Source organism: Streptosporangium sp. NPDC001681, assembly GCF_040298085.1.
Taxonomy (GTDB): Bacteria; Actinomycetota; Actinomycetes; order Streptosporangiales; family Streptosporangiaceae; genus Streptosporangium.
Map to the genome: position 1 here is coordinate 38,323 of NZ_JBEOZN010000063.1, position 15,960 is coordinate 54,282.

Below are 15,960 nucleotides of genomic sequence, written 5' to 3' on the forward strand. Positions count from 1 at the left end.
AGAAGTGCCCCTAGTTGGGCATCTGGGTCCATTCTCGTCTCGCTTTCCTTCGAGAGGTGTTCGTGTCGCCTGCAAGTTCGACTCGCTCGAAGCCATCCGAGCTGAACGAGCCCGTCATTCAGCAGCTGATGGAGCGGGGGCGCTCGCAGGGGTTCCTCGAGTCCGAGGATGTCCGCAAGGCCGTCGAGGAAGCGGACATTCCGATGGCGCAGGTCGCTGGAATCCTGCGAAGCCTCAGCAAAGAGGGCATTACCGTACGGCTGACTGCCGAGGACTCCGCGGCTCCCAAGAAGTCCCGCACTCCGGCCAAGCGCCGCACTGCCCCGGCCGCGCCCGCCGCCGTCAAGAAGACCAAGACCGCCGCAGCGGCCAAGGAGCAGCCGGAGACCGTCACCGCGGTCGTCGGCGGTTCTGAGCCCGCGGCAGCGGCCAAGAAGCCCGCTCCCGCGGCCAAGAGGCCCGCGGCGCCGGCCAAGAAGGTCGCTCCGGCTGCCAAGAAGCCGGTTCCGACCCCGCCGAAGAAGGCTGGTCCCGAGGTAGCCGCTCCGGCTCCCGCGTCCGAGTCGAAGTCGCTCGCCGGCGATGACGACGAGGTCATCGAGCTCGAGGACGTCGAGCTCGAGGACTTCGACCTGGAGGCCGTCGCCGAGGTCGAGGTCGAGGTCGAGGTGGAAGCCGAGGCCGAGGCCGAGGAGGAGCCCAAGGCCGAGGCCATCGAGGTCAACGAGGATGAGGTCCTCATCCTCTCCGACGACGACGATGACGCCCCGGTGCCGCAGGTCGCCGCCGCCGGCGCCACCGCCGACCCGGTCAAGGACTACCTCAAGCAGATCGGCAAGGTCCCCCTGCTCAACGCGGAGCAGGAGGTCGAGCTCGCCAAGCGGATCGAGGCCGGTCTGTTCGCCGAGGAGCAGCTGGGAACCGACGGCGAGAGGCTTCCGGTCGACGTCCGCGCCGAGCTGGAGTGGATCGCCGAGGACGGCCGCCGGGCCAAGAACCACCTGTTGGAGGCCAACCTCCGTCTCGTGGTCTCGCTGGCCAAGCGCTACACCGGCCGCGGCATGCTCTTCCTGGACCTGATCCAGGAGGGCAACCTGGGCCTGATCCGCGCGGTGGAGAAGTTCGACTACACCAAGGGCTACAAGTTCTCCACCTACGCCACGTGGTGGATCCGGCAGGCGATCACCCGAGCCATGGCCGACCAGGCGCGGACCATCCGCATTCCGGTCCACATGGTCGAAGTGATCAACAAGCTGGCCCGCGTCCAGCGGCAGATGCTTCAGGACCTGGGGCGCGAGCCCACTCCCGAGGAGTTGGCCCGCGAGCTCGACATGACCCCCGAGAAGGTCGTCGAGGTCCAGAAGTACGGTCGCGAGCCGATCTCCCTGCACACCCCGCTGGGTGAGGAGGGGGACAGCGAGTTCGGTGACCTCATCGAGGACTCCGAGGCCATCGTCCCCGCCGACGCGGTCAGCTTCACGCTCCTGCAGGAGCAGCTCCACTCCGTTCTGGACACGCTGTCCGAGCGCGAGGCGGGCGTGGTCTCGATGCGTTTCGGCCTGACCGACGGCCAGCCGAAGACGCTGGACGAGATCGGCAAGGTTTACGGGGTGACGCGCGAGCGCATCCGGCAGATCGAGTCCAAGACCATGTCCAAGCTCCGCCACCCGTCCCGGTCGCAGGTCCTGCGTGACTATCTTGACTGAGGCTTTCTGACAGAGGGCCCGCACTGTCCGGTGCGGGCCCCACGTCATTAACGCCGGTGTAATAGGCCGGTAGCACGGGGTGTGAAACGAACTTCTAGGCTCCCGCCTCATGGGTGTGGCCGAAGTTGACAGGATTCGCGCCCGGAGGCTGCGGGTGATCGTCGATCGTCCGTGGGCGGACGTGATGCTCGACGACGCGGTCGCCGCGGTGCGCCGGAGGGTGTTCGAGAGCGGTACGTTCACGCTCGGCGCGGCCCGTGGCGATCCGGAGAGACGCGCGCTCAGGGTCGAGGCGCTGGCCAGGGCGGCCGTCGGCCACAGTGGCGCCATTGAGGCGCTGGCGCTCCATGACCGGGCCAACCCCGACCTGTGGCTCTGGCTCGGGCGTACCCGCATCGAGGAAGCCTGGACGATCAAGCCGGATGTCAAGGCCCGGGCCGTGCAGGCGCAGCGTCTGCAGGCGTTCCAGGCGGCGATGGAGAGAGCCAGGCAGCCGCTTTTCACCGCGGCGGCGCTCGTGCCGTCCGATCCGGTGCCCTGGGAGTCGATCATGTGGCTCTATCTCGGTCTCGACCGGCCGCGCCAGGAGAAGGACGCGGTCTGGTTCGAAACCGTTCGCCGTTATCCGACGCTGTTCCCGGCCAATGTGGCCAGGCTCATGACGCTGTCACCGGCCTGGGGCGGCAGTGCCCAGGAGATGCTGGAGTTCGCCAGGCAGGCCGTGTCGCGGGCGCCCGACGGGGACCCGATGGCGGCCCTGCTGCCGCTGGCGCACTTCGAACAGGTGGCCGCCGAGCGGTCCCCGATGTCGCGCGGAGGCTGGTTCTCGGACGGGGCGCTGCGCGAGATCGTCTCGCACGCGGGCCGCTGGCTGGGCGGCGACAGCCATCCACGGTCGATAGAGGCGCACAACCTGTTCGGGGCCGCCTTCTACCTGGCGGACCTGCGCAGGCCCGCGCGTGGGCACCTGACGCGTACCGGGGGCAGGGTCAGCCGGTTGCCGTGGTCCTATCTGGGTGATCCCGCTCAGCAGTTCGAGCGGGCCTGCGGGCGGCTCCGCCTTGTCCCGGCGTGAGCGGGGGCGAGACGTGCACGCCGGATCACGCGTGCCGCCCGGTCTTGCCATGGGCCATAAGGGAAATGTGGTGAATATCACACCGTCACGTTGAGTATCCATGACTGCCTCCCCCTGGGAGGTGGACAGAGAGTGACGGAGTGCCCGAGGTGGTCCAGGACCTTCGTGAGTTCCTCGGGGCTCTGTGGATCGACGTCCCCCTCCAGCAGCGAGCGGGCTATGACGCCGCGAGTGGCCTTCGCCATGTGGCTGACGACCTTCCCCTCCTTGAGCACCCGCACCGCCACCGCCCTGCCGCCCGGCTGCCACGCCGTCGCGTAGGTGCCCGAGCGCAGGTCGACCACCAGACCGGGCTCGGCGTCGAGCAGCGGGGTGACCGATCGGCGCCAGAAGGCGCCAAGACCGCCGAGCGGCGGCAGCCGCACCCCCATCGACAGCCGGTACGGGGGTATGCGGTCGCCGATCCGCAGCAGACCCCAGAGGCCGGAGAAGATCAGCAGACTCTCCGAAGCCCGTGCCGCGGCCTCGGGGGAGAGCGAGGCCAGGTGAAGGTTGTCGTAGAGCACGCCGGTGTACAGGTCGGCCGCGGCCAGCGTGGGCGCGGTGCGCAGCAGCAGGTTCTTGCCGATCTCGCCTGCCTGTCCTGGCGACAGCCCGAGCACCTCCCGTGCGGCGGGACCCTCGCACAGGGCGATGAGCACGTCCAGGACGCGCTGCCTGGACGGGGTGAGGGCGGGGAAACTCAGCCGGGGCAGGTCGAGGGCGGGGCCGTCACCCAGCGCGGCCTTTCCCTCGGACGGAGGCAGCAGAATCAGCACACTCACCGAGCGTAGTGCGGCGACCGAGGGGTTAGGATCCTGCAGCATGATCGATGAGGTCTTCGACCGGCTGGTCGACCAGGCCTGGCCGGCGATTCACCGGGTGGACGCGGGTGGTTGGATCCTGCGCGCGGCGGACGGGGTGACCAAGCGGGCCAACTCCGTGCTGCCGCTGGGTGAGCCGGGGAATCTGGAAGCGGGCGTCGAGGCGGCGGAGAAGTTCTACGCCGACCGGGGTCTGCCCTGCGTCTTCTCGGTGGGAGGTGGCGCCACGCCCGGCCTGGACGCGTTACTGCACGCGCGTGGCTATCGGGTGGTCGATCCAACGCTGGTCATGACGGTGAGCCTGGTGCCCGAGGCGCCCTGGAACGGCGCCGGCGCGTCGCAGGAAGAGGTCGATCTCGCCGAAGCGCCCTCGAGGGCGTGGTTGGACGCCTGGTGGAGCGTGGACGGGAGGTCCGGTGGCGACGGTCTGGCGACGGCCGTGCGGATCCTCACCGGTGTGCCCGCCACATACGCCTCGCTCGGCGAGGAGGCCGTGGGGCGGGGTGTGGTTCAGGGGGAGTGGTTTGGGATCTACTCCATGGCAGTGGTGCCGCACGCGCGGCGCAAGGGCCACGGGCGGAAGGTGTTACGCGCCCTGCTCACACATGCGCGAGAGCAGGGCACGCAGCGGGCATATTTAGTAATGGTGGAGTCGAACACGGTGGCCAGGGCGCTCTACGAGCGCCACGGCTTCACAGTGGCGGGCCGATATCACTATCGGGTCCGCTGATGGCTCCATCCGTCTGGTTATCGTTCGTCGTTGCCTGCCGTTGCCGGAGCGTCACTGAGACGCGCAGACTCGTCCTGGATGTTGGCACCCTTGTCTCTCAGCACGGCTACGTGCTGACGCCCGTGGTGGGCGCAGAACAGCAGCTCCCCACCTACGGGCAGGGTCGCGCGGATGTAGGCCTGGGCGCCGCACCGGTCACAGCGGTCCGCAGCGGTCAGCTGCTTGGCGGGGGCGAGGGTTCCAGTCACGTATCGCCTTTCAGGTCATCCCCTGAGGTGGAGGATCTGGCGTCAGTCACTTGAGAGAACATCTAACCCGATACGAACGTTCCCAACCGACCCCCTGCTACGCCCAGAGCGGAAAGCAGCCGAAAGTAGCGATGATCACGCTGGATGTAACGCCGTTGTCCACCGGATGGCAAGCTTGTACGCGTCGTGGCGGGAAGAACGGTAAGCTGCGCACACGTGTTCGACAGAGCTGGGAGTGGGTGTGACCGCAGTTAGCGCGGAGACGGGTTATACGGCCCGCCACCTGTCGGTGCTGGAGGGGCTCGAAGCCGTCCGCAAACGCCCCGGTATGTACATCGGGTCAACCGACAGCCGCGGTCTCATGCACTGCCTGTGGGAGATCGTGGACAACGGGGTCGACGAGGCCCTGGCTGGCTACTGCACCCGCATCGAGGTCGAACTCCACGCCGACGGCTCCATCGAGGTCCGTGACAACGGCCGGGGCATCCCCGTCGACATCGAGCCCAAGAGCGGTCTGGCGGGCGTCGAGCTCGTCTACACCAAGCTGCACGCCGGCGGGAAGTTCGGCGGCGGTTCCTACGGCGCCTCCGGTGGCCTGCACGGCGTCGGCGCCTCCGTGGTCAACGCCCTCTCCTCGCGGCTGGACGTCGAGGTCGACCGTGACAGCCGGATCCACGAGATCAGCTTCCGCAGGGGCGTTCCCGGCGTCTTCGACGGCGACGGGCCCAAGGCCAAGTTCAAGAAGAAGTCGGGGCTGCGTGACGGCGGCGCCGCCGCGAAGAACGTCACCGGCACCCGCGTGCGCTTCTGGGTCGACCACCAGATCTTCCTCCCCGAGGCCGAGGTCTCCCTCGACGAGATCCACGTCCGCCTGCGCCAGACCGCGTTCCTGGTCCCCGGCCTGACCCTGGCCGTGCGTGACAGTCGCGGCGAGGAGGCGGCCGAGGAGGAGTTCCACTTCGACGGCGGCATCTCGGAGTTCACCGAGTTCCTCGCCCGGGACGAGGCGGTCTGCGAGGTGCTGCGCCTGCGGGGCATGGGCCACTTCCACGAGACGGTCCCCGTCCTCGACGACCTGGGGCACATGACCCCGACCGAGGTCCAGCGCGAGCTCACCGTGGACGTGGCGGTGCGCTGGGGCAAGGGCTACGACAGCACGGTCAGGTCCTTCGTCAACGTGATCGCCACCCCCAAGGGCGGCACCCACGTCAACGGCTTCGAGCGCGCCCTCGTCCGCACCCTGAACGAGCAGCTGCGCGAGACCCGCCTGCTCAAGAACGGCGACGCCCCGGTCACCCGCGAGGACATCATGGAGGGTCTCACCGCGGTGGTGACCGTCCGGGTGCCCGAGCCGCAGTTCGAGGGCCAGACCAAGGAGGTCCTGGGCACCTCGGCGGCCTCCCGGATCGTCGCCCACGTCGTCTCGCGTGAGCTCAAGGAACTGCTCGCCAACCCGTCGCGCACTGTGAAGCCACAGCTCCGCGCGGTCCTGGAGAAGATCGTCGCGGCGGCCAAGGCCCGTATCGCCGCCCGGGAGCACCGCGACAACCAGCGCCGCAAGACCGCCCTGGAGAATTCGGCGCTCCCCGCCAAGCTGGTCGACTGTCGCAGCGACGAGGTCGACCGCAGCGAGCTGTTCATCGTCGAGGGTGACTCGGCGCTGGGCACCGCCCGTGCGGCCCGCGACTCGGAGTTCCAGGCGCTGCTGCCGATCCGGGGCAAGATCCTGAACGTGCAGAAGGCGTCCGTCGCGGACATGCTCAAGAACGCCGAGTGTGCCGCGATCATCCAGGTCATCGGGGCGGGTTCCGGCCGATCCTTCGACATCGAGGCGGCTCGCTACGGCAAGGTCATCCTGATGGCCGACGCCGATGTCGACGGGGCGCACATCCGCTGCCTCCTGCTGACCCTGTTCCACCGCTACATGAAGCCGATGGTCGAGGCCGGGCGCGTTTTCGCCGCCGTGCCGCCGCTGCATCGGATCGAGGTCATCAACCCCAGCCGCGGTCACGGCAAATACCTCTACTGCTACTCCGACGCCGAGCTGCACAAGGTGCTGCGTGATCTGGAGCGCAGGGGTAAGCGCTGGAAGGACCCGGTCCAGCGGTACAAGGGCCTGGGCGAGATGGACGCCGACCAGCTGGCCGAGACGACCATGGAGCCCCGCCACCGCACCCTGCGCAGGGTCCGCATCCAGGACATCGAGGAGGCCGAGCGTATCTTCGCCCTCCTGATGGGCAGCGACGTGGCCCCGCGCCGGGAGTTCATCGTGAGCAGCGCGGCCGAGATCGACCGCGACCACATCGACGCGTAGCGGGGCCGGATCCCGAGGCTCAGATCTCGACCGGCATCAGCCTGCCGGTGCGCACGTCGTAGATGGCGCCGCCCACCGGCATGCCCGCCGGAAGGAACGGGCTGGTCCTGATCCGGGTGAGGTCGTGGCGTAGCGCCGCGTCCTGGTCGGGGACGGTGTGGAAGTCCAGGCTCCGGGTGTCGACACCGCGGCGGGCGGCGATCGCATGCACCTCGTCGTCGGTGACCTTGGTCATGCCGCAGTCGGTGTGCGGCATGACCAGCACCCGCTCCACCGCCAGCAGGTTGACCGCCAGGACGAGCGTACGCAGCACGTCGTCGGTCACCCTGGCTCCGGCGTTGCGGAGGATCTTGGCGTCGCCCGGTTTCAGGCCGAAGAGACCCAGCGGATCGATCCGGGAGTCCATGCAGGTGACCACCGCAAGACCGCGGGCCGCCTTGCCGGTCAGTTCCGCGTCGGTGAACGTGGCGGAGAACTCCTTGTTGGCGGCCAGCAGGTCGTCAAAGGCACTCACGTACGCATCCCTCGGTCGATGGAGTTAACGGACTAATGATGCGTCATGCCCGTTTGGTGAGAGTTGTCGGGGGCGCCTCAGGTGACGACTTCACCAAGATCCCACCACCTGGACTCACATTGAGTGATGATGTCGTCACTCAAAGTCCGGGAGGTGGAGAGGGTTATGAGCAGGACGGAATCGCTGGCCGACTATCTCCGTGACCAGGGCAGGCGGAGGCTGGACCGGGTGGAGTCCAGGGACGGGGGGCGCAACGCGCGCTCGGCGCTGGCCCTGCTCGACGCGGCGGCCTACACCCGGTCCCTGAAGGAGGACGACCCGTTCGTGGCCGTCCTCGTGGAGGCGGGGTGTTTTGGGCCGTACGGGGCCGGTGGGTTCGATCCGCCGGATCGTGTCGCCCGGGTCATCCGCTTCTGGGAGTCGGGTGAGCCCTGGCAGTTGCTGATGGCCATCAGGTTCGCACTCCAGGGGGCGCTCACCTGAGATCCCGAGCGCCGCGGGAGGGGCACGCCCCGAAACCCGGGACCTGCCGGGTGGCGCCGCGGGGGCCGGAGGACGCGACGCCTGCGCCCGGTGCGCGGGACCCGTCATCCCCGCCGACACCGAGGAGCCCCCGTCGTCCTGACGGGGGCTCCTCGGGGTCCTGCGCGGGGGATGAGGATCATTCCGGGGAGGTGGCCGCCCCCTGGTCCTGCCGGCCGTCCTCGGCGCACAGAGAGCCGCCCACGGCGGACACCGTGTGGGTGAGCCGGACCCCGGAGCCGTCGCGGCGGCCCAGTTCCTCGGGGAGCGGCACGGGCTTGCCGACGGCCGAGACCGCGCGGGCCGGGCCGGGGCCCGCCCAGGCGAGCAGCAGGACGTCCTCGCCCTTGAGGAACCGCTGGACGCGGACACCGCCGGTGCCGCGGCCCTTTGGCGGGTATTCGGCGAAGTCGGAGATCTTGGCGCCACCGATCTGGGTGCCCGGCAGTGCGGTCGAGGAGCCGGCGATCGTCACGACCTGCGACTCGCGGGAGGGGTCGACCGCGCCGAACCAGATCACCACGGCGTCTCCATCCAGCCGTACGCCGGCCATGCCGCCCGCCGGGCGGCCCTGCGGGCGGACCGCGGAGGCGGGGTAGCGCAGCAGCTGGGCCTCAGAGGTGATGAAGACCAGGTCGTGGTCCTCGCTCGTCAGCTCCACCGCGCCCACCACGGTGTCGCCGTCCTTGAGGCCGATGACCTCGAAGTCGTCGCGGTTGGCCGGGTAGTCGGGGACGACCCGTTTGACCACGCCCTGCGCGGTGCCCAGTGCCAGGCCGGGCCCGTCGGGGTCGAGCGAGCCGACGCCGACGACGGTCTCACCCGGGTTGAAGGTGACGTATTCGGTGACCGGATGGCCTCCGGACAGCGACGGCGGGTTGGCCGAGCGGGGCAGCGTGGGCAGGTCGACCACCTGGACCCGGATCATCCGCCCCTGGTTGGTGACCACGCCCACCTCTCCCCTGACCGTGCTCCGCACCGCGGAGACCAGCACGTCGTGGGCCGAGCGGTCACCGTCGCCGGCCAGTGGCGAGGCGTCGGCCGTGCGGGCCAGCAGTCCGGTGGACGAGAACAGCACCAGGCAGGGGTCGTCGGCGACCTCCAGGGGGACCGAGACGTTCCTCGCCACCCCCGAGGACTCCAGCAGCACCGTGCGGCGCGGGGTGCCGAAGGTCTTGGAGATCTGGGCGAGCTCGTCGGAGACGACCTTGCGGAGCCTGTCGTCGGAGGACAGGATCGCGGTCAGCTCGGCGATCTCGTCACGCAGCGTCTGGCTCTCGCGGTCGAGCTCCAGCTTGTCGTAGCGGGTCAGGCGGCGCAGCGGGGTGTCGAGGATGTAGTTGGCCTGGATCTCCGACAGCTGGAATGCCTGCGTCAGGCGCTCGCGGGCCTGGGCGGAGTCATCGGAGGAACGGATGACCCGGATCACCTCGTCGATGTTGAGCAGGGCGACGATGAGGCCCTCGACGAGGTGCAGCCGCTCCTCGCGCCTGCGCCTGCGGTACAGCGAACGGCGGCGGACCACGTCGATACGGTGGTCGACGTAGACCTGGAGCAGCTCGCGCAGGCCCAGCGTGCGCGGCTCGCCGTCGACCAGCGCGACGTTGTTGATGCCGAAGGTCTCCTCCATCGGGGTGAGCCGATAGAGCTCCTCCAGCACGGCCTCGGGGATGAAGCCGTTCTTGATCTCGATGACCAGGCGGAGGCCCTTGTGCCGGTCGCTGAGGTCCTTGAGGTCGGAGATGCCCTGGAGCTTCTTGGCGGTGACCAGCTCCCTGATCTTGGTGACCACGCGCTCGGGACCGACGTTGAAGGGCAGTTCGGTGACGACGATGCCCTTGCGGCGGGGGCTGACCTGCTCGATGGCGCACTTGGCGCGCATCCGGAAGGTGCCGCGGCCCTTGGCGTACGCGTCGCGGATGCCGTCGAGGCCGATGATCGTGCCGCCGGTGGGCAGGTCGGGGCCGGGGACGAACCGCATCAGGTCGTCGAGCGTCGCCTCCGGCTTCTTGATCAGGTGGCGGGCGGCGGCGACGACCTCGACGAGGTTGTGCGGCGCCATGTTGGTGGCCATCCCGACCGCGATGCCGGTGGCCCCGTTGACCAGCAGGTTGGGGAAGGCCGACGGCATGACCGTGGGCTCGGTCTCCTGGCCGTCGTAGTTGGGTTTGAAATCGACGGTGTCCTCGTCGATCGACTGGACCACGGCCATGGCCGCCGAGGCCAGCCGGGCCTCGGTGTAGCGCATCGCGGCGGGCATGTCGTCGGGGGAGCCGAAGTTGCCGTGCCCGTCGATGAGCGGCAGGCGCATCGAGAACGGCTGGGCCATCCGGACCAGCGCGTCGTAGATGGCGGTGTCGCCGTGCGGGTGGAGCTTGCCCATCACGTCGCCGACGACGCGCGAGGACTTGACGTGGCCCCGGTCGGGCCGGAGGCCCATCTCGCTCATCGAGTAGAGGATGCGGCGCTGGACCGGCTTGAGGCCGTCCCTGGCGTCCGGCAGCGCACGCTGATAGATGACCGAGTATGCGTATTCGAGGAAGCTGGTGCGCATCTCGGTGGAAACGTCGATGTCGACGATCCGCTCCTCGAAGCCCTCGTCGGTCGGGGGTGTGGTCGTCCGTCGAGCCATCTGATTTCCTGCGCGCGCGCCCCGGCCGTCAGGCCGGGGGGAGGCGCATCCTCCTTCTGTCTTCGTGGTCGAACCGCCTGCACCGGCTCCTCTGGGAGCCTCGGGCCGGTATGGTACCGAGACTCGATACCATACCCAGCTCATCCGACACCTTCGGGCCTTCCCCGGCCTGCCGCCGAGGGCTACCGCCGTTCCGGGCGGGGTGTCAGGGAGTGTCGCGGGTCCTGGGGCCCGCCCCGGGCCAGGGGCCGGGGGTCTCCCCCTCGTACTCGTCGTCGGGCACGTTCAGTTTGGTGTCGTAGATCCTGAAGCCGCGGGCCTGATAGTTGGCGAGCGCCACCGGGCTGTCGAGGGAGCAGGTGTGCACCCACACCCGCCGGGTCGGCTCCCGGCCGGGCTGCCGGTCGGCCAGGTCCCAGGCCCTGGCGGTGCCGACCTCCAGCAAATGGCCGCCGACGCCTCTGCCGATCGCCCACGGCAGGAGGCCGAAGCAGGTGATCTCGACCGTGGCGTCGTCCTGGGGGGCGAGCTCGACGTAGCCCGCGGGGGTGCCGCGGTGGTAGGCCACCCACGTCTCCACGCCGCCCTCCAGCCAGTCGCTCCATTCAAGCCAGGTCCACGGCAGCCGGTTGGTCCAGTGCCATTCTCCGCCGACGGCCGTGCTGAGGAACCGGCTGAACTCGGGCGAGGGCACCTCGGCGTGTACGACGTCGACCTCGATCGACGGCGACTTGGCGGGCAGCAGGTCCGAGCGTGAGGTCTGTTCGAGATACCAGGTGGTGACGTCCATAGTGGATGCATCAAACCATGGCGCGGAGCCTGCCGGTTCCCCCGCTCCCCGCCGACCCGGCGCGACCTCCTCGCGAGGGGGTCCGCAGTGGGCGGGGTCCGCCCTCGACCGGCACCGGTCCGGAGCGTATTCTTTACCAAGCAATTGCTTGTTTTAGTGGATCGGGCTAGGCTCGGAAAGAGGGCTGGGTAAGGATGACCTAACCTTCGCGAATGCCGTGCGGCCACGATGGAGGGGCGTCCGAAGATGATTGAGTTCAAGCCCGTGACCAGGCACATCGGCGCCGAGGTGAGCGGTGTCGACCTGCGCAAGCCGCTGTCGGAGGGGGAGGTCCAGGAGATCCGGCGAGGCTGGCTGGAGCACAAGGTTCTCTTCTTCCGCGACCAGCACATCAGTGACGAAGAGCACATCCGCTTCGCGGAGAACTTCGGCTCGATCAACCACCCCGCCTTCAAGAAGGACGGTGGCACCGCCATCCACGTCCTCGACCAGACCGACCCCAAGGGCGAGGGCGGCGACGAGTGGCACAGCGACAACACCTTCGAGCCGGTCCCGCCGATGGGCTCGCTGCTGCGCTGCGTGCAACTGCCCTCCATCGGCGGTGACACCCTCTGGGCCAACGCCCACCTGGCCTACGAGACGCTCTCGCCGCCCATCCAGCGGCTCTGCGACGAACTCACCGCGATCCACGACATCACGGCCTCGATGAAGAAGGCCATCTCCAAGGGGCACGACTTCGACCTCGAGCAGGTCCAGGCCAAATGGCCGCCGATCGAGCGTCCCGTGGTGCGCACGCACGCCGAGACCGGACGCAAGGCGCTGTTCGTCAACCGCTCCTCCACCACGCGGCTGGTGGGGTTGTCCGACCGGGAGAACGAGGCGTTGCTGCCCTACCTGATCGACCACATCCGCTCTCCCGAATACCAGGTCCGGCTCAACTGGCGGCCGGGCACGCTGGCCTTCTGGGACAACCGGAGCACCCAGCACTACGCGGTCGCCGACTACACCGAGCGCCGCCGCATGCACCGGGTGACGATCAACGCCTTCCCCGAGCACCTGGACGCCTAGGCCCTGCCCGGCGGATCTCACCGTGGCGAGGATCGGTCGGGTGGTGTCTCGCCGCGGTGACCGACGGCAACGCGGTGAGGCGCAGCCTGACCGCGGTGGGCGAAAGATCCACGGGGCGGGGCCTAGGAGCCGCGGGCGCGGTAGGCCGTGACGGCGGCCTCCACGTCCGGGTGCAACCGTCCCCGGTCGGACAGCCGCCCCCCGATGCCCATACGCCCGAGAAGCTCAAGGGGCTGGAGGCTGTCGAGGGCGATCCACAGGTCGATGCCGTGCTGTCGTACCAGGCCGTAGAACTCCCTGGCCGCCGACACCGCGGTGAGATCCATGCCGGGCACGCCGGTCAGGTCGAGGAGCACCGCCCGGAGCCGGGGGGTGGTGGCCTCGATGAGCGACCTCACCCGATCCGCCACCCGCCGGGCGTTGGCGAAGTACAGGCGGCTCTCGATACGCACGATCAGCAGCCCCGGCTCGGTCTCGTCCGACGGGTGACGCCTGAGGTCGCGATAGGCCCCCGACTCCGGATCACGGCCCAGGGGATAGATCGGCGGGTTGTCCACCTGGTGCAGCAGCAGGAGTATCGAGATCACGACCGCGGCCAGCACGCTCTGCATGATGCCGAGGCCGACCGCCACCGGCATCGTGACGCAGGCGAGCGCGAACTCCGACCGGCTGGTCCGCCAGACGGACGCCAGCCCGTTGACGTCAATCAGGCGTGCTGCGATGGTCGGCACGATCCCGCTCTCCAGGCAGGTCATCACCAGGTCGGAGATGAAGTCGGCGAGGAATCCCAGTCGCAGGAGGCTCGCGGCCAGCAGGATCACCCCGGTCAGCACGGCCAGCGTCGAGGCGGCCGTCATCGGCGCGGTCCCCGGGGCGTCGCCACGAGGGCGGCCGTCGTCAGCACGGACAAGGGGGAGGTGGTGTCGGCCGGAGTCCGGAGTGAAACAGTCGGCCGGACCTGGTACCAATGACCGGTGAGCGAAGAGCAGATGCTGCGAGAAGAGGCCGAGGGGCGGCTGCGGGCGCTCGCCGGGGAGCACGCCCGGCTGCGTGAGGACCAGTGGTCGGCCATCAGGGCACTGGTCATGGACCGGCGCCGGGTGCTCGTGGTGCAGCGCACCGGCTGGGGCAAGTCGGCCGTCTACTTCATCGCCACCGCGCTCCTGCGCGAGCTGGGTGAGGGGCCCACCGTCATCGTGTCCCCGCTGCTGGCCCTGATGCGCAACCAGATCGCCGCCGCCGAGCGCGCCGGGATCAACGCGGTCACGATCAACTCGGCCAACCCCGAGGAGTGGGAGCGGGTCTACAACCAGGTCGCCGAGGGTGAGGTCGACGTGCTGCTGGTCAGCCCCGAGCGGCTCAACAACCCCGACTTCCGCGACCAGGTGCTGCCCGAGCTGGCCGAGAGCGCGGGCCTGATCGTGGTCGACGAGGCGCACTGCATCTCCGACTGGGGCCACGACTTCCGTCCCGACTACCGGCGGCTGCGCACGCTGTTCGGGGAGCTCACCGAGGGCGTGCCGGTCCTCGCGACCACCGCCACGGCCAACGCCAGGGTCACCCGCGACGTCGCCGAGCAGATGGGCGAGGAGACGTTGGTGCTGCGCGGCGCGCTGGAGCGCGACAGCCTCCACCTCGGGGTCGTGCGCCTGCGCGGCGCCGAGCAGCGCCTGGCCTGGCTCGCGAGCACGCTGCACGAGCTCCCCGGTTCCGGCATCGTCTACACGCTCACCGTGGCCGCCGCCCAGGAGATCGCCGCCTACCTGCGCGAGCAGGGCCACGAGGTGGTCGCCTACTCCGGGCAGACCGAACAGGCCGAGCGGCTCGCCGCCGAGCAGGCGCTGCTGGACAACAAGATCAAGGCGCTGGTCGCGACCTCCGCGCTCGGCATGGGCTACGACAAGCCCGACCTGGGCTTCGTCATCCACGTCGGGGCCCCGCAGTCCCCGGTGGCCTACTACCAGCAGGTCGGCAGGGCGGGCCGCGGGGTCGAGCGGGCAGAGGTGATCCTGCTGCCCGGCGCCGAGGACCGCGACATCTGGGCGTACTTCGCCTCGCTGGCCTTCCCGCCGGAGCCCGTCGTGCGGGCCGTGCTGGCCGCGCTGGAGGAGGGCGGAGTGATGTCCACGGCCGCCCTGGAGAACCGGGTGGATCTCAGCCGGAGCCGCCTGGAGACCATGCTGAAGGTCCTCGACGTCGACGGCGCCGTGCGCCGGGTCAAGGGCGGCTGGGAGTCCACCGGCGAGCCTTGGGAGTACGACGCCCCGCGCTACGCCAGGGTCGCCGCCGAGCGGGAGGCCGAGCAGCGGGCCATGCTCGACTACCTCGACACCACCGGCTGCCGTGAGGAGTTCCTCCGCCGCCGCCTGGACGACGACACCGCTGCCCCCTGCGGGCGCTGCGACAACTGCACCGGCGCGCATCGCTCGCCCGAGGTGGACTCCCAGGCCGTGCGTTCGGCGGCCGACCGGCTTCGCCGGCCCGGGGTGGAGGTCGAGGCGCGCAGGCAGTGGCCGACGGGGCTGACCGATCTCAAGGGCCGGATCAGGCCGGAACTGGGCGCCGAGCCGGGGCGGGTGCTGGGCAGGCTCACCGACATCGGCTGGGGCAATCGCCTGCGCGGCCTGCTGGCCGACGGCGCCTCCGACGGGCCGATCCCCGACGACGTCTTCGCCGCCGTGGTCAAGGTGCTGTCGTCCTGGGAGTGGGCGCAGCGCCCGGTCGGCGTGGTCGCGGTGCCCTCGAGCAGCCGCCCACAGCTCGTCCGCAGCCTGGCCGAGCGGCTGGCCCAGGTGGGGCGCCTGTCCTATCTGGGCGATCTCGGCTACCGGTCGGGCCCGCCGGGCCGGCAGTTCAACAGCGCGCAGCGGGTCCAGGCGATCCGGGGCACCCTCGCCATGCCCTCCGCCCTGGGCGCGGCCGTCGCCTCGGCCCAGGGACCGCTCCTGCTGGTCGACGACCAGATCGACACGGGCTGGACGATGACCCTGGGAGCCGCCATGCTCCGCCACGCCGGAGCCCCCGCCGTGCTGCCCCTCGCCCTGGCGGTCACCAGCTAGGCGGGCGCCGGACGGTGCGGCTCGCGGTTCGGAGATCAGTCCTCCCGGCCGGGGATACGGGCTGAGGCCGGGGCTCGGCGATCCGAAGGGCGGTCACCGCCCGTCCCGGCCTGCCAGATCGGGAGAAGGCTCTCAGCCCGGCCGCCTTCAGCCGTGCCCTGCGCCGTCGCCACAGCTGGCTGCCGCACGGGTAAAGGGGGCTCTCCGTCTGGGCGGGGAGCATGTCCAGAGCCTGGACGTCGAGCCCCATTGTGGATCTCCTTCAGAAAACGGTTCGCGGGAATCCGTGCTGATCCGCCGACGCGGATCGTCGAGGGTTAGAGGCCGGTCGTGATGGTGGTGATGTCGGTGAGGCAGCTCCACTTGACGCAGGTGATGCCGAGGCACGGCATAAGGGGGCTCTCCGCCTGGGCGGGGAGCATGTCCAGAGCCTGGACGT

The 15,960-nt window shown here is 69.7% G+C and carries 13 protein-coding genes; 7 read left to right on the top strand and 6 right to left on the bottom strand.

From position 1 onward, the window contains the following. The first annotated feature begins 62 nt into the window (after positions 1-62). Together ABT130_RS26530 and ABT130_RS26535 are read left to right on the top strand one after the other, a co-directional pair. Positions 63-1,706: an RNA polymerase sigma factor gene (locus tag ABT130_RS26530; RefSeq protein ID WP_350959650.1), complete on the top strand. Its 1,644-nt coding sequence runs from the start codon at positions 63-65 to the stop codon at positions 1,704-1,706. 154 nt (positions 1,707-1,860) lie between these two features. Next, positions 1,861-2,781, top strand: a complete 921-nt coding sequence (locus ABT130_RS26535) for a hypothetical protein (protein ID WP_350959651.1) — start codon at positions 1,861-1,863, stop codon at positions 2,779-2,781. A gap of 77 nt (positions 2,782-2,858) precedes the next feature. Here ABT130_RS26535 and ABT130_RS26540 read toward each other — a convergent pair whose 3' ends face one another. Continuing rightward, entirely contained in the window at positions 2,859-3,599 is a 741-nt protein-coding gene (locus ABT130_RS26540) for a YaaA family protein (RefSeq protein WP_350959664.1), read from the bottom strand. Between the two features lie 46 nt (positions 3,600-3,645). Here ABT130_RS26540 and ABT130_RS26545 point away from each other — a divergent pair, with 46 nt between their 5' ends. Beyond that, complete coding sequence (locus ABT130_RS26545) at positions 3,646-4,374, top strand: GNAT family N-acetyltransferase (RefSeq protein ID WP_350959652.1); 729 nt, start codon at positions 3,646-3,648, stop codon at positions 4,372-4,374. A 17-nt stretch (positions 4,375-4,391) separates the two neighbouring features. On the opposite strand, the gene ABT130_RS26550 is transcribed toward ABT130_RS26545, so the two are convergent. Then, positions 4,392-4,622, bottom strand: coding sequence for a DUF7455 domain-containing protein (locus ABT130_RS26550; RefSeq protein ID WP_030920243.1), 231 nt, complete (start codon positions 4,620-4,622; stop codon positions 4,392-4,394). Between the two features lie 241 nt (positions 4,623-4,863). On the opposite strand from ABT130_RS26550, the gene ABT130_RS26555 reads away from it, so the two are divergent. After that, positions 4,864-6,936: a DNA gyrase/topoisomerase IV subunit B gene (locus ABT130_RS26555; protein ID WP_350959655.1), complete on the top strand. Its 2,073-nt coding sequence runs from the start codon at positions 4,864-4,866 to the stop codon at positions 6,934-6,936. A gap of 19 nt (positions 6,937-6,955) precedes the next feature. On the opposite strand, the gene ABT130_RS26560 is transcribed toward ABT130_RS26555, so the two are convergent. After that, positions 6,956-7,450 (bottom strand): beta-class carbonic anhydrase, encoded by a 495-nt coding sequence (locus ABT130_RS26560; RefSeq protein WP_350959658.1) that lies wholly within the window; start codon positions 7,448-7,450, stop codon positions 6,956-6,958. A 165-nt stretch (positions 7,451-7,615) separates the two neighbouring features. On the opposite strand from ABT130_RS26560, the gene ABT130_RS26565 reads away from it, so the two are divergent. Then, entirely contained in the window at positions 7,616-7,933 is a 318-nt protein-coding gene (locus tag ABT130_RS26565) for a hypothetical protein (protein ID WP_343979150.1), read from the top strand. Positions 7,934-8,111: 178 nt separating this feature from the next. On the opposite strand, the gene ABT130_RS26570 is transcribed toward ABT130_RS26565, so the two are convergent. Both ABT130_RS26570 and ABT130_RS26575 read right to left on the bottom strand, forming a co-directional pair. Continuing rightward, positions 8,112-10,604 carry a DNA gyrase/topoisomerase IV subunit A gene (locus ABT130_RS26570; protein WP_350925812.1) on the bottom strand — a complete coding sequence of 831 codons (2,493 nt, stop codon included), beginning with the start codon at positions 10,602-10,604 and terminating at the stop codon, positions 8,112-8,114. 205 nt (positions 10,605-10,809) lie between these two features. Next, entirely contained in the window at positions 10,810-11,394 is a 585-nt protein-coding gene (locus ABT130_RS26575) for a GNAT family N-acetyltransferase (RefSeq protein WP_350925810.1), read from the bottom strand. A gap of 246 nt (positions 11,395-11,640) precedes the next feature. Here ABT130_RS26575 and ABT130_RS26580 point away from each other — a divergent pair, with 246 nt between their 5' ends. Next, positions 11,641-12,462, top strand: a complete 822-nt coding sequence (locus ABT130_RS26580; RefSeq protein ID WP_350925808.1) for a TauD/TfdA dioxygenase family protein — start codon at positions 11,641-11,643, stop codon at positions 12,460-12,462. A gap of 122 nt (positions 12,463-12,584) precedes the next feature. Here ABT130_RS26580 and ABT130_RS26585 read toward each other — a convergent pair whose 3' ends face one another. Next, on the bottom strand, positions 12,585-13,319 hold the full coding sequence (locus ABT130_RS26585) for an STAS domain-containing protein (RefSeq protein WP_350959661.1): 735 nt from the start codon (positions 13,317-13,319) through the stop codon (positions 12,585-12,587). Between the two features lie 132 nt (positions 13,320-13,451). On the opposite strand from ABT130_RS26585, the gene ABT130_RS26590 reads away from it, so the two are divergent. After that, positions 13,452-15,521, top strand: coding sequence for a RecQ family ATP-dependent DNA helicase (locus ABT130_RS26590; protein ID WP_350925957.1), 2,070 nt, complete (start codon positions 13,452-13,454; stop codon positions 15,519-15,521). Positions 15,522-15,960: the final 439 nt, after the last annotated feature.

Bases quoted from the DNA above. Each gene is read 5' to 3' on its own strand.
- ABT130_RS26545 (WP_350959652.1), top strand. From the start codon at position 3,646: ATGATCGATGAGGTCTTCGACCGGCTGGTCGACCAGGCCTGGCCGGCG.
- ABT130_RS26565 (WP_343979150.1), top strand. From the start codon at position 7,616: ATGAGCAGGACGGAATCGCTGGCCGACTATCTCCGTGACCAGGGCAGG.
- ABT130_RS26570 (WP_350925812.1), bottom strand. From the start codon at position 10,604: ATGGCTCGACGGACGACCACACCCCCGACCGACGAGGGCTTCGAGGAG.
- ABT130_RS26575 (WP_350925810.1), bottom strand. From the start codon at position 11,394: ATGGACGTCACCACCTGGTATCTCGAACAGACCTCACGCTCGGACCTG.
- ABT130_RS26580 (WP_350925808.1), top strand. From the start codon at position 11,641: ATGATTGAGTTCAAGCCCGTGACCAGGCACATCGGCGCCGAGGTGAGC.
- ABT130_RS26585 (WP_350959661.1), bottom strand. From the start codon at position 13,319: ATGACGGCCGCCTCGACGCTGGCCGTGCTGACCGGGGTGATCCTGCTG.
- ABT130_RS26590 (WP_350925957.1), top strand. From the start codon at position 13,452: ATGCTGCGAGAAGAGGCCGAGGGGCGGCTGCGGGCGCTCGCCGGGGAG.